Raw genomic sequence first — 13,826 nt, 5'->3', positions numbered from 1 at the left:
TTCTGAGGATTCTCTGGAAATCAAAAAACGTAAATAAACTCTTTGAGATTAAAAATCACATGGCCCAGTTCGGCCCAGGTCGTAGCAGGGTCTGGGCTATCCGAATTTTGTTCTGTGCGTTCCAGCACAAATTGCTTTGCTGCTGCCAGTTCGTCTGGTGTGGGTTGACGACTTAACGCCGCTTCGTACATCCAGCGAATCTTGTCGTCGGTTGTTTGTAGATTCGAATCTTTGGCCACCCGTTCTCCCCAGAGCTGCGCCTGTTGAAGCACAAACGGATCATTCATCATGATCAATGCCTGGGCGGGAACATTGGAGACATTACGGCGGCCCATCGTGCTGAACGGACTGGGAGTGTCGTAAGCCAGCATCATCGGCGAGAGGAAATTGCGGCGGACCTGAATGTAAATCGAGCGTCTGCCTTTTCCGTCCAGCGGACCATTGACTGGTGGCTTGCCGCGACCGTCCATAAATTTCGTGAGGTGAACGGGGATGGAAGAGCCGTACATCGTTGTATCGAGTCTTCCGGAAATACTTAACAGCGCATCGCGAATGGCTTCGCCTTCCAGTCGCTTGAGCGGCATTTTGTGGAGATAAATATTATCGGGATCGATTTCCGAAACATTCAAGGCGGTCTGGCTAGCCTGCTGATACGTTTGGGTCAGCACGAGAGACTTAATCATCTGTTTGAGAGAGCGGCCCTCGTTCAGGAATTTTATCGCCAGATAGTCCAGCAGTTCCGAATGCGAAGGTCGTTCTCCGAGGACGCCAAAATTATCGACGCTGGGGACAATGCCCCGGCCGAAGAGGTGCGCCCAGATGCGATTGACGATCACACGATGCGTGAGCGGATTTGCGGGATCATTAATCTCGCGTGCCAATGCAAGCCGCCCGCTTCCGGAAGTATTCTCTGGAGTGACGCCGTTGAGCGCTTCCAGGAATCGCCGTTCGACGACGGGGCCTTGATTTTGATGGCTACCACGAATGAGGACATGGTCGTTTTCCGCACTGCCATCCATGATCGCCATTGCGGTTTGCGATTCGGTTTGAATTGCCTGTTTCAGTTTCGCACGTTGTGCCTGATAGTCTTCGATTTCTTTTTTGAGTGCGAGCCGTTCCGGGCTGTCTGGTTCGGAGAACAGGTCGGGATGAGCGAGGGTCCAGTTGATCAGGGAGACCGTCTGAGAAGCCGGTTTGTCTGGACTGTCAAAGTAATCGTTGAACGCATCGGTGAAGGCTTTTTGGACCTTGGGGCTTTTCAGGCTGACGGAGGTGAGATCGGGCTCGGGAAACTGAGTCGCGTGTTTGACCTGATAGACTTCCAGCGGTCCTTTATCGATGGGGGTGAACTCCAGATGGACGCGATGTCCCTTGTAGCGGGACAGATCATGAAAGACCCATAGCGGTTTGCCGGATTTGTCAGCGGTGACTTTCTTCAATGTCGAGCCGTGCAGGGGGCCGAACAGCAGACGATGAGAATCGACACAAGCATAGACCCAGCAGGAGCCCTTCACCCGGTAGGCGATCGATCCCTGGACTTCGAAGGTGGGAGTGCGGAGCGTTCTTCCTGCACGGGGATAGGATCGTAGTTGATTTTTCTGGTTCATTTGCGGGGATTTCACGTCTTGCAGATCGTTCCAGAGTGGATCGCGGACCGCGGCTCCTTCCAGTTGAACCGTCAGCGGGAGCTGCTGGTCGGCTGGATTGAACAGAAGCGTGCCTCGAGGACGCGGGGCCAGGCCAAAGGTGAAGCCGTCGGTGATGAAGTCTTCCGGGGGACAATTGCCATAATTGACGATGGTTCGGTTGGGTGATTCGGGACTGGCTGGTGCGAAGGGACTAGGTGAAGCCAGTGAAGCTTGCGTGTTCTTCTCCAGCAAGATGGCGGCTTTGAGTTCCTTTTCCGCGGCCTGATTGTTCTGCAGTAATTGAACCCAGCGTTTGAGAATGCCTGGATTGAGTTGCTGTTCTGCTGCCTGTGCATGAAGCCGTTGTTCCAAGTCGGTCGCTTTTCCGGACTGAACCAGTTGCGAGGCACTCTGATAGTAGCGGGAGAAATTTTTGACTTCGTGCTGGAACGCGGCTTTCAGTTTTGCCTTGAGCAGGCTCTGTTGACGCTGATGCAGTTGTTCTGCCCGCTGTACGATGTTCTGATTGTGCGGCATCGATTCAAACCGCACCTGATGATAGTTGCTGCTTTGCAGGTATCCATACAAGGCGTAGTAGTCTTTCGTGGAGATCGCATCGAACTTGTGATCGTGACAACGGGCACAGGAAACAGTCATGCCCAGAAATGATTTGGTCATGACGTCGATCGCATTGTCAAAGCGGTCGGTTTCATCTTTGCGGATATCAACGGGCGAGTGCACCCATTCCCCCAGATACCAGAAGGCGGTTGCCAGGACGGATTCATTAAACTGTTTCTCGGGATTCAATCGGGGCTGTTTGAGTAAATCGCCGGCGATGTGTTCGGTGACGAACTGATCATAGGGCAGGTCGGCATTCAAGGCCCGGATAACGTAGTCGCGATACTGAAAGGCATTGGGGGCATCATTGTCGAACTCGTGTCCTCGTGATTCGGCATATCGCATCAGGTCCAGCCAATGGCGTCCCCAGCGTTCTCCGAATTGAGGTGCTGCCAGAAGCTGATCGACGACCTTCTCGGTGGCGTTGGGTGATTGATCATTCAGGTAGGAGTGAATCTGAGCGGGAGTCGGCGGAAGGCCGATCAGGTCGAAGTAGAGTCGTCGGATGATGGTCCGCTTGTCGGCGGGTTGTGCAGGCTGCAGCTTGTTGGCTTCGAGCTTCGCCAGGATGAACTGATCCACGGGATGTGCCGACCAGTTCTTATTCTTGACCGCCGGTGGTGTCACGTCTTTTAGTGGTTGCCAGACCCAGTGTGTATCACGCCGGTGTTTTAGGTCAAATGTTTCAGCAGCTTCTCTCTCAGCGGGTGGTTTTTCATCGGGCCAGGGGAGTCCCATTTCGACCCAGCGCGTTAAGAGATCAATCTGCTCCTTTTTGAGACGTGTGTCGGGAGGCATCTCGAACGATTCATATCGGACCGCTTCCAGCAGCAGGCTGTCGTGTGGTTTTTTCGTGTCTGCAGAAGGGCCGGAATCGCCGCCTTTCATGATCAGCGAGCGTGCATCGAGTCGCAGCCCCCCTTCGAGCCGTTTGGCTTGGCCGCTATGGCACTTGTAACAATGTTCGGCGAGCAAGGGGCGAATCGACTTTTCAAAGAACTCCAACTGGTCTGGTGTAAACTGGGGAACGGAGTCTGCTTTTGATTTTAGTTCTTCGGCTGAAGTCGAAATACTGACGCAGACGGCCATCAACAGGATAACAGAGCTTATGCGGAGAAAATGCTTCATGCGCGGAGGTTTCTTTTTCAGAATACAGGTCGTGATTCAGCCGAAGCTTGTTATGACAGCATATTCAGTACTACGTGTCATTTCAAAATGGGGGGAACAATATCTTACAATATTGCCATAAGCTATTTTAACGCTTTCAGTTGAAGCGATTCAAGTTTTAATCGGCTAAGCTGAAAAAGAGAGGCAAATTCGCTGGTGGGAGTGTTAAATCAATTCTGGCAATGGTTTGGCGTGTTCTTCTACCAGATATTGCGGACGGCCGCTGAAGTCTTCGACCGTGGTATGCTCTGTATTGATCCCCAGATTATGATACAGCGTGGAAAAGAGCTCAGGGAATGTAACGGGACGATCGACGGCTTCGCCTCCCAGACGATCGGTGGCGCCGATGACCTGACCGGTTTTCATGCCACCGCCGAAGAGGATCGCCGAGTTGACGCGGGGCCAGTGATCGCGGCCAACCCGGGCACTGATTTTGGGAGTCCGCCCGAATTCACCCCAGATGGCGACAGTACAGTCTTGATCGAGTCCACGTTGATGCAGGTCTTCGAGAAGCGCGCTGACGCATTGATCAAATACGGGGAAATCTTCTGCTTCACGTTTGAAGATGGAGTTGTTGGGGCCGCCGTGCCAGTCCCACTTGCTGTAATTCAAAGTCACGACGCGGGCTCCGGCTTCGATCAAGCGGCGGGCCACGAGCATGCTCTGCGGAACGCGAGGAGCGCCGTTACTGTCGATGAATTTAGTGGGATCGCCGGTACCATAGCGTTTGACTGTTTCCGGATCTTCTTTGGAAAGGTCGAGGGCTTCTGCGAGTTGCGACGAAGTCAGCACGCCCATTGCCTGTTCGGTGAAGGTATCCAGGCCGGTCATCATGCCGGATGCGTCTGCTTCCCGTTTGAAATTATCGATACTCTGCAGCAGTTGTTTGCGATCGGAAAGTCGTTCGAGTGAGATTCCATTGAGAACCATATCGTTGCGGGTTGGACCCATGGGACGAAATGGTGAATGCGAGAGTCCCAGGAAGCCTGGTCCTGGTTCGTTGTAAGGGCCGTGAGTACAGGGATAGCAGAGGCTGATGAAGGGGGGCGCTGATTCCACATGCGCGCCTTGAACTTTGGAGACAGTCGAACCGAATTGCGGCCACCCCCCCTGCGGTTTCGTTTTTTTGGGATCATGGCCGTTGAAACACTGGATGGCATCGTGGCCGCTTTGCGAGCCGACGATGGAGCGTACCAGAACCATTTTATCCATGAGTTGAGCCATGCGGGGGAAGGCTTCACAAATTTCAATTCCGGGCACGTTGGTTGAGATAGGCCGCCAGGGACCGGCAATCTCTTTGGGGGCTTCTGGTTTGAGGTCGATCATATCCTGGTGCGGGGGACCCCCGACCAGATAGATCATGATCACGGATTTCTGTCGTTTTTTATGGGCCGGGTTTGATTCGGCTTGTAACAGGCGAGGGAGCGTCAGGCCAGACAGCCCCAAGCTACCAACCTGGAGGAAGTTCCGCCGCGATAAGTGATCGCAAAATGAACCTTGTGCGTGGTTTTGTCCAAGCAGTGTCAACATCTTGATAGTTCTCCCGCTGTCGTCTGAAATCGATTGAGCGTACGAATTGTATCAAATTGTGTTTATGTGTTCCAGTGGAGTCTGTCAGGAACGGAGAATTATTTTCTGGCTCGTTCCCGTAATTCCGGCAGGACCGCTTTAATCCCAAATGTTCCCAGGGAGGCGACCGAGCCAATATTGACGAAGCGGTAGCCTTCATCGATGGCCTGGCGACAGCGGTCGAGGTCGGCGAAGGTAATTCCGGCGGGTTTATTGGCGCGCGCAACCCGTTTGGGGAAGTCTGCCAATAATTTCAGGAGTTCAGGGTGTTGTGTCTGACCGATGATTCCGAGAGAAGCAGAGAGGTCCATGGGACCGGCGAAGACAACATCGATGCCATCAACGGCGGCGATTTCTTCAATGTTTTCAATGCCTTCCGGCGATTCAATCTGCGCGACGATGGCGGTTTCCTCATTGGCGTGTGGCAGATAATCATCGAAGGAAAAATCCATGAACATCGTCCAGTCGGGAGAGACGCCTCGGGTTCCTTCGGGCGGATATTTTGCGTACTGTACGGCCAGCTTTGCTTCTTCTGCGTTGTTGATCTGCGGAACCATGATAGTGTTGGCTCCGATGTCGAGTGCTTTTTTGAAGTAAATCGGGTCCAGACCAGGCACGCGGATCATCGGCATGCAGCCTTTGCGGCGGGCAATTTCCGGGAGATGTTTGACTTCATTCACACTGTAGGGACGATGTTCCAGGTCGATCCATAAAAAATCGATTCCGGTGTCGACGGAAAGTTTTGCCAGGATTTCAGAGGCATCCGGCATGCCGACGCCGAGAGCAACCTCTCCCTGAGAAAGCAGCGTTTTGATCTTATTTACGAACATCGTGAGGTCCTGAAAAGAAAACAACGATCGTGAAGCGAAAAAACATGATAAGCAGAAACGAAGAAACGGCATACCCTGAGAGAGTATGCCGTTTCTGATTTATCATTTTTAATCAGAATCCGGTTTCGTCAAAATCTAGCGACTGATGTAGTACATCGCGGGGTCGTCAATGATCCACTCAGTGGACCAGGTGCGACCATTGTCCTGATTGCAGACATTGAAGAATGCGGTATGGAACGACTGAATTCTTGTTCCATAAGGCAGGTGCGATGCAAAGCGGTCAGCCGGGGTCAGAGGATCGACGCCAGGGCTGGCATAATAGTGAATACGTCCATCGGGTGTGAATGACATGCCGAGTGTCCACCAGCCGGTCTGTTTAATTTCCGGTCCGATAAAATCCTGACCTGATGTATCTGCCCGGACGACAAACACGGCAGAATCTTCTCCATTTGGGCTATCTGTTTTACTGTTGAACTGAATGAACATTCCCAGGTAGAGGGTTTCCATTTTTGTGGAATAGCTACTGCTGCGGAAAAATCTTCTGCGTCGAGTGCTTTTTGATTTCATGGGTGCTTTAACTGCAGTTCGGAAGCCGAAGGATGTGCCGATTTTGTCTTCCCATTCCTCAAATGGCGGAAGATAAACACGCGTAATCACGCTGGGTGAAAAATTGACTGAGACCATGTTACCCTGCATGATCAGGTCGTCCTGATTAGTTCCCCGGCTGCCTTGCCCTGGAACGCCTGTATGCAGGCTTTTCATCAGTAAGGCCCCTTTACTGCCGGGGAGACCGCCTGGTGGGGTAGGAACACGCTGCAGAATATCTGGTTGTCCTCGCTTGGCACTTTCTGTCCAGATACTGTTGGAGGATTGACCCAGGGGATACCGGGTCTGTTTATCAACGTTGTAGCTACTTTTAGGGAGATTGGTGACGAATTCCCAGGATTCATCTTCAAAATCATCCCAAGACCCATCTACTTTTGTGCCGGTTCCCGGCACTACTTGTGCGTTTACATCGGCTCCTGCAATGAGAATTGAGGTTCCTGCGATCAAAGCCAGACAATGTCTGGAGAAAAAATGATTCCATTGGAGAAGCATGATTTTCTGTTCCTGGCAATATTTTGTTGAAAAGAGAGAGCAGGGAAGCATTTGTTCCCGGCCTTTTGGAATATTAGGTAAACGAAACGTGTAATTCACACATTCCTGCTGCGCGTGATTTTCCGCAATTGTTGCATTACTGGAATTATCGGATGGATCGGCAGGAATGGTTCAAATTCCCCTGATGCGTCTGATTTGATGTAAGTTCTATTACTGTCAGTGTTTTTGACTGAATGATGTCGTTATAAGTTCAAACAGAGGTACCGAATTTTGGTGCTCATAGACCTATATCCGTCGCAGCTTTTGTATTTTGACTGACGGGTACAGATTCCTGCTGGTTTCCTCATTGAATTGGGCGGGCGGAATTGGATTTCGAAAATGGACTCGCTAAGATAGCGGCTTGCTTTTCAAGCTGAATTCTATCGTTCCAGAGGGCTGTGGTCCCTGGCGAGTCAATTCATCGGCGGCCTTGGCGCGAGTGTCTCTGGTGATTCTTTCGATTGCATCAATATTTCGAGAACGTAATGACTGATCCTCAAGTCTCTGAGCAGGATGCTCTTTCTCAGAGTTTAATCGATACAAAGCAGGAAGAATTAATTCTAGTCCTGGATTTTGGATCTCAAACTTCCCAGTTAATCACAAGACGAGTTCGCGAGCAGAACGTCTTCAGCCAATTGGCACGTCCCAATCTTTCCGCTGAGCGTATCAAAGAACTCAATCCGAAAGGGATTATCCTTTCTGGTGGTCCTGCCAGTGTGTATGGGGAAGACGCACCTCAGGCGGATCCAGAAATCTTCAATCTGGGGATTCCGATTCTGGGGATCTGTTACGGTATGCAGCTTGTTTGTGATTCCCAGGGCTGTGAAGTCAAATCAGGAGAATCCCGGGAATTTGGCCGCACACCCTGTACTGTGAGCGACCACACGAATTTGTTCTCAGGGGTACCTACGAATTTCGTTGCCTGGATGAGTCATGGTGATCAGGTTCAGAATCTGAGCGAACACTTTACTTCGCTGGCGTCGACGGAAACCTGTCAGTTTGCCGCGGTCAAGCATCACAGTAAGCCTTTCTTTGGACTGCAGTTCCACCCTGAAGTCACACATACCGAATTTGGTGGCATGTTGCTGTCCAACTTTGTGAAAAAAGTATGCGGGTGTGAGGGGACCTGGAGAATTTCCAATTTGATCGAACAGGAAATTGAATCGATCCGGGAGCGGGTGGGCGATAAGCGTGTGATCTGTGGCTTATCGGGGGGCGTTGATTCCTCGGTCGTTGCTGCCTTGCTGTACCGTGCCATTGGTCCGCAGCTTTCGTGTATTTTCGTAGATAACGGCTTATTGAGAAAAGGGGAAGCCGACGAAGTGTCTCACCGTTTTGGCGAACACTTTAAAACCGACCTGCATGTTGTCGATGCGCAAAAGATGTTTTTATCGGAACTGGCTGGAGTCACTGACCCACAGGAAAAACGGAAAATCATCGGTCGATTGTTCATCGAAGTGTTTCAGAAAGAAGCGAAGTCGATTGAGAACGCCCAGTTTCTGGCACAGGGAACCCTGTATCCTGATGTGATTGAATCAGGGTCCAATCCTGATGGTCCGGCAGACACGATTAAGTTGCATCACAATGTGGGGGGATTACCGGAACAGCTCGGCTTTGAACTGATTGAACCTCTGCGCGAACTGTTTAAAGATGAAGTTCGCGAAATGGGGCACGAACTGGGGCTGCCTGACGATTTGATTTACCGCCATCCATTCCCCGGCCCCGGGCTGGCGGTGCGTTGTCTGGGTGAAGTCACAGAAGAACGGTTGAAGGTTCTCCGGGAAGCGGATCTGATTGTGATCGATGAATTACACAAAGCAAATCTGTATCGCCAAACCAAGCAGGCATTTGCTGTCTTGCTTCCAATTCGATCGGTGGGTGTGATGGGCGATGGTCGAACTTATGAGGATGTCGCTGCGATTCGTGCTGTCGAAACAGATGATTTCATGACTGCCAACTGGTCTCCTCTGCCTCACGAAGTTCTGGAGCGCATGTCGACCCGCATCACCAATAATGTGCGGGGAATCAATCGCGTGGTGTATGATATCAGTTCAAAACCGCCTAGTACGATTGAGTGGGAATAACATTTCCCCAACACCATTTCATACTCTCAAAAATGAATGGTGTGTCGTAGTAACAACAGCCGCCCGCGGAGGGATTCTGGTGATTGAGCTGAAATGGACTTGATTTCCGGTGCGATCCGGGTATTTTAGGATGTATTCGTTAATGTTCTTTATAATTTACTCGCCTTGGAAGTCTAATCGAGCGCATCGCATTCAACATTGAATCGATTTCAGATCGTTTGGCTCCACCCCACCTTTGAATTCCTCATACACGTAGATTGCGTTTCCTGGTATAGAAAGTCGAAATACATGTTTTCGGTTACTCAGCAAAAATGGTTTTGTCTGGTTCTTATTTGTTTCACAGGTCTAGTTGGCGGGAGCTTTTTTTCCTTAGCAACCGCGCAAAAGCCGCTTCCGAATGAAGGTGATTTATCCAAGCGGTTAAAGCGGATTCCTGCGACGCCTCCGAAAGAGAGTCTCAAGGGGTTTAAACTGGAGCGTGATTTTCAATTGGAACTGGTGGCTGCCGAGCCGGATGTTATGGACCCGGTGGATGCCTGTTTTGATGAAAACGGGCAAATGTATGTGGCCGAGATGCGAGGCTATCCATATCTGCCGGATCAGGTTCCAGATTATATTCCCGGTCCTGTTCGAAAGAATGCGGGTGTGATTCGGTTATTAAAAGATACCAACGGCGATGGCAAAATGGACAAGAGTTTTGTCTTCGCGGATACAATTACCTGGCCGACATCAGTTTGCTGCTATGACGGTGGCGTGTATGTGATCGCACCCCCTTATATTTATTACTTCAAAGATACTGACGGTGATGACAAAGCCGATGTTCGTGAGACGGTCTTTACCGGGCTGCGAACCAATAATGTGCAAGGTTTGGCGAACAATCTGAAATGGGGTTTGGATAATCATATTTACTTTGCCGGCGGGACCAACGGCGGGTCCATTTTGAAAGACGGTAAAGAAGTGATCCCCGCAGGCCGACGGGATTTGAAGCTGAATCCTAAGACCAGAGAACTGGTAGCAGTAACGGGTGGTTCCCAGTTTGGGCATTCGATGGATGACTGGGGAAATCGTTTTGTTTGTAGCAACAGTAACCACATTCAGCATGTGGTCTATCCCAGCAACTATTTAAAACGAAATGCGTATCTGGCGGTTCCCGGCGTGTTACGGACTGCAGCCAAGCGTGGGGCGGCTGCTCCCGTGTTTCGACGAAGTCCGCCGGAGCCTTATCGTGTGGTGCGCACCGCGCGGCGTGCCGCTGATCCTAATTTCCGCAAACGTCTTTCGCCAACGGAACTAGTGGCGACCGGTTTCTTTACTTCCGCCACCGGAGTCACCATTTATCGTGGTGGTGCTTATCCTGCTGAATTTCAGGGGAATGCATTCATCGGCGATGTTGGTGGGAACCTGATTCACCGTAAAACGATGGATGGTAAGGGAGCCACCTATGTCGCGACTCGGGCTGATGAAGATACCGAATTTATTACTTCCGATGATAACTGGTTTCGTCCGGTCAATTTTGTAAATGCACCGGATGGGACGCTGTGGGTTCTCGATATGTATCGGGAAACGATCGAACATCCCTTTTCGATTCCAGAAGATATCAAGCGACATCTTGACCTGGAAAGCGGTCATGATCGCGGGCGGGTTTATCGACTGAAGCATCCCGACGGGAAGACATTCAAAGTTCAGAAATTAGGTAAGCTGCCTGTCGATCAACTGGTATTGCAGCTGGAATCACCGAACAGCTGGAACCGGGAGACCGCGCAACGTTTGATTTGGGAACGTCAGGACAAGGCGGCGATTCTGCATCTGATCAGACTGTTTCAAACATCAAAGCAACCATTGGGACGTTTGCATGCGTTATGGACTCTCGATGGTTTAAATGCGTTGAATTCCGATATTCTGATAAAAGCGTTACAGGATTCCGAAGCCGGGATCCGAGAGCATGCGATCCGGTTGTCTGAGAAGTACGCGAAAGAGAATTCGGAACTGTCTCAGGCGGTGTTAAAACTGGCCGATGATCCGGAATACCGGGTGCAGTTGCAACTGGCCTTTTCGCTGGGTGAATTTGACAGGCAGGCGGCGATTGCCGGTTTGACAAAACTGGTGGATTCAAAGAATTATGATGGAGACATGCAGGTCGCGGTGCTGACCTCTTCTGCAGATATTGCCGGGCCTTTAGCGGTGAATTTTCTCCGGGAATCAGCTGGCAAACTTTCCGGTTCCAAACGACCTCTGGTGATCGAGCTGTTACGTATTGCTGGTGCGAAAAAGGAAACAGATGACGCATTGGCTGTGTTGGATTTTGTCTCGGGAGACTCCATCTCGCTGGTTCAGAAACAGTTGGTACTGGGAGCTTTAGGAGAAGGTCTGGGCCGACGTGGCGCTTCTCTGGCTTCATTACTGAAAGATCCTCAGATTAGCCCTGAGGTGAAACAGCGATTTGATAAAAACATCGCTGAAGCTGTTCAAACGGCCGAGGACGAAGACAAACCAGTGGCAGAAAGGGTGGCTGCGGTTCGCTTGCTGGGCTTCATGGATTTTAGTGTGGCCGGTGATGTGCTGTCAGAGGTGCTGAATCCGCGTTCCTCACCGAAAATTCAGTTGGCAGCCGTTGAAGCGTTATCCAGGATGGAGCACAAAGATGTAAGCGCTGCCCTGCTGACAAACTGGTCCGGATTCAGTCCGGCTGTGCGGACCGATGTGATTGATGCGTTATTGGGATCATCCGGTCGGATTGACAGTTTGCTGGGCGCGATCAAGAACAAGCAGGTCAAGCTCAACGAGATTTCCCGCGACAAAAAAGATTTGTTGATGAATCATCCCAATAAGGAGATTCGCAAGCGCGCTCGCAAGGTGTTGGGAAGCGAAGTCAATAGTGACCGGGCGAAAATCGTGGCTGCGTATCAGGCGGCTTTGGAATTAAAGGGGGACGTGGAGAGTGGTAAGAAGATCTATCTGAAGAACTGTGCTGGTTGCCATAAGGTGGGGGATCAGGGACATAATGTCGGCCCGAATCTGGCAACGACGAAAAACAAGTCCAACGGTGACTTGCTGATCGCCATTCTGGACCCCAGTCGTGAAGCTCAGTCCAATTACAACACTTATACGATTGTGACAGAGCAGGGGAAATTGTTCACCGGCATCATTGCTGCAGAAACAGCCACCAGCTATACGATTCGCAGAGCGGAAGGGAAGGAAGATGTGATTCTACGAAACAACATCGATACTCTGCTTTCCAACGGCGTTTCTTTAATGCCCAATGGCTTGGAGAAAGAAGTCAATCAGCAACAGATGGCGGATTTACTGGAGTTCATCAAGACTCTGGAAGCACCTCCTCAAAAGTAGAGATTCTCAGTCGTTCATAAAAAAAACAGCCCGGTCAGACTGTACTGACCGGGCTGTTTGATTTGATACAGCGTGCTTGAGAGAGGTTTACCAATCCATTCCCAAAGAAATCGAACCACCGAGTAGACTCAGGTCTCCCGATTCACTGGCAGCCGATCCGGCACCATTCCACCACATTCCGTCCCAGGCCGCACGGACCCAGACCAGAGCACCGGTTTGCAACACGAAATCAGCTTGCAGACCGACTTGAACTTCAGTGATACTTAATGATTTTTTAGATTTAGTCTGTGCGACTGCAACAGTCGGTCCGGGCGATCGGTCTTCTGCCGAGTATTTAGAATTACCCCAGAGAGCTGAATATTTCAGGCTCGAGATTAAAGACAGGCTGGATGTTCCTTTGGAACGTCTGTCAAACAGTCCGAGAGGACGTCGGGCTTCGCCGAATACGACCAGACCATTTCCATCAAAGCGATGTCCTGCATCTGACGAAACTGGTGCACCACTTGCAGTACCGACTGCCTGGTATGTCTGACTGACTGAAGCATGGCGGTAACCACCTCCGAAAGTGGTTTGCCAGCGTTCAAAATTCAGTTCCTGGCTTAAATCAACATCAATGGTATAAAGTTTCATATTACTGGATGTGGTGATAAAGTCACCCGCCTGACCGCCTGCTCGTAAGCCTCCGGTCGTTGTTTTTGTGGGCAGTCCGTTAAAGAAGATGAAGTTATTAGGTGAAACTGCTCCATTACTGGAGTTATCTTCAAACTGGAACCAGCGAACCTGAGCACTCAGACCTTCATTATCAATTACGCCCAGATTGATTCGGGGAGCAGACTGATAATTGTAAGGGAAATCGTTGGAAGTTGTGACCGTTGTCATTCCCGACTGATCTTCAGTGAAAAATGCGGTGTCAGTATCGAAACCCGGTTTCAAGAATACCGCAGCCGCGCCGGCGACGATTCCCAAACGTTCGTAGCTCATATCATCCAGGTAGGGTTCTTCAATCCAATCGCCTTGAGTATATTCTTCAACGGGTCCGTAATACTCACCACTGTTGTAATTTTCGGGCATGGCAATGGGGGATAAATCGGAAGTCCGAGGCGACGACGGTGCAAACGAGACAGCGTCGATGGCGGGTGCCGGTTCATAATTCTCTGAGGTATTTGAAATTCTGAAGACCCCTTCAGATTCATTTGATGGTTCGACAGGGAAATCTGTTTGAGAATACAGTGCCTGCGTTGAAAAACAGCAGATTCCCGCAATTATCAAGCCAACGAATCCGTTCGTTCTCATAGCTTAATCTCTCCATTTCAGTTCAATCAGAATTGTTTAAATTCTGTTGACTGAAAGATGCGAATTAAAAACTAACCTCTCCGACATAACACGCTTTGTGAATTCAGAGCATTCTTGTTCGTAAGTACAGCAGTAAATCGGGCTATGTGGACAAC

The 13,826-nt window shown here is 50.5% G+C and carries 7 protein-coding genes; 2 read left to right on the top strand and 5 right to left on the bottom strand.

All coding sequences use genetic code 11. The features are described 5' to 3' along the window. Positions 1-20: 20 nt before the first annotated feature. From Pan241w_RS21415 to Pan241w_RS21400, 4 genes are all read right to left on the bottom strand, one after another. Complete coding sequence (locus Pan241w_RS21415; protein WP_145219765.1) at positions 21-3,374, bottom strand: PSD1 and planctomycete cytochrome C domain-containing protein; 3,354 nt, start codon at positions 3,372-3,374, stop codon at positions 21-23. A gap of 204 nt (positions 3,375-3,578) precedes the next feature. Beyond that, complete coding sequence (locus Pan241w_RS21410; protein WP_145219763.1) at positions 3,579-4,943, bottom strand: DUF1501 domain-containing protein; 1,365 nt, start codon at positions 4,941-4,943, stop codon at positions 3,579-3,581. 98 nt (positions 4,944-5,041) lie between these two features. Beyond that, the gene (locus Pan241w_RS21405; protein ID WP_198000068.1) at positions 5,042-5,812 is read right to left on the bottom strand and encodes an HpcH/HpaI aldolase family protein; all 771 of its coding nucleotides are present in this window, start codon (positions 5,810-5,812) and stop codon (positions 5,042-5,044) included. 135 nt (positions 5,813-5,947) lie between these two features. Next, positions 5,948-6,910, bottom strand: a complete 963-nt coding sequence (locus tag Pan241w_RS21400; RefSeq protein WP_145219758.1) for a hypothetical protein — start codon at positions 6,908-6,910, stop codon at positions 5,948-5,950. 524 nt (positions 6,911-7,434) lie between these two features. Between Pan241w_RS21400 and guaA the strand changes: the two genes are divergently transcribed. Together guaA and Pan241w_RS21390 are read left to right on the top strand one after the other, a co-directional pair. After that, a complete protein-coding gene (gene guaA / locus Pan241w_RS21395) occupies positions 7,435-9,033 on the top strand; it encodes a glutamine-hydrolyzing GMP synthase (RefSeq protein WP_198000067.1) in 1,599 nt (532 codons plus the stop codon). Positions 9,034-9,321: 288 nt separating this feature from the next. Next, positions 9,322-12,378, top strand: coding sequence for a PVC-type heme-binding CxxCH protein (locus Pan241w_RS21390; RefSeq protein WP_145219756.1), 3,057 nt, complete (start codon positions 9,322-9,324; stop codon positions 12,376-12,378). 87 nt (positions 12,379-12,465) lie between these two features. On the opposite strand, the gene Pan241w_RS21385 is transcribed toward Pan241w_RS21390, so the two are convergent. Beyond that, complete coding sequence (locus tag Pan241w_RS21385; RefSeq protein ID WP_145219754.1) at positions 12,466-13,671, bottom strand: Lpg1974 family pore-forming outer membrane protein; 1,206 nt, start codon at positions 13,669-13,671, stop codon at positions 12,466-12,468. Between the last annotated feature and the right edge of the window lie 155 nt (positions 13,672-13,826).

The sequence above is a fragment of the Gimesia alba genome (assembly GCF_007744675.1).
Lineage (GTDB): Bacteria > Planctomycetota > Planctomycetia > Planctomycetales > Planctomycetaceae > Gimesia > Gimesia alba.
This window is presented reverse-complemented; position numbering and strand designations above follow the sequence as displayed.

What these genes read in the sequence shown, in the direction of transcription:
- Pan241w_RS21400 (WP_145219758.1), bottom strand. Translation starts at nt 6,910, where the DNA reads ATGCTTCTCCAATGGAATCATTTTTTCTCCAGACATTGTCTGGCTTTG.
- Pan241w_RS21390 (WP_145219756.1), top strand. Translation starts at nt 9,322, where the DNA reads ATGTTTTCGGTTACTCAGCAAAAATGGTTTTGTCTGGTTCTTATTTGT.
- Pan241w_RS21415 (WP_145219765.1), bottom strand. Translation starts at nt 3,374, where the DNA reads ATGAAGCATTTTCTCCGCATAAGCTCTGTTATCCTGTTGATGGCCGTC.
- Pan241w_RS21385 (WP_145219754.1), bottom strand. Translation starts at nt 13,671, where the DNA reads ATGAGAACGAACGGATTCGTTGGCTTGATAATTGCGGGAATCTGCTGT.
- guaA (WP_198000067.1), top strand. Translation starts at nt 7,435, where the DNA reads ATGACTGATCCTCAAGTCTCTGAGCAGGATGCTCTTTCTCAGAGTTTA.
- Pan241w_RS21410 (WP_145219763.1), bottom strand. Translation starts at nt 4,943, where the DNA reads ATGTTGACACTGCTTGGACAAAACCACGCACAAGGTTCATTTTGCGAT.
- Pan241w_RS21405 (WP_198000068.1), bottom strand. Translation starts at nt 5,812, where the DNA reads ATGTTCGTAAATAAGATCAAAACGCTGCTTTCTCAGGGAGAGGTTGCT.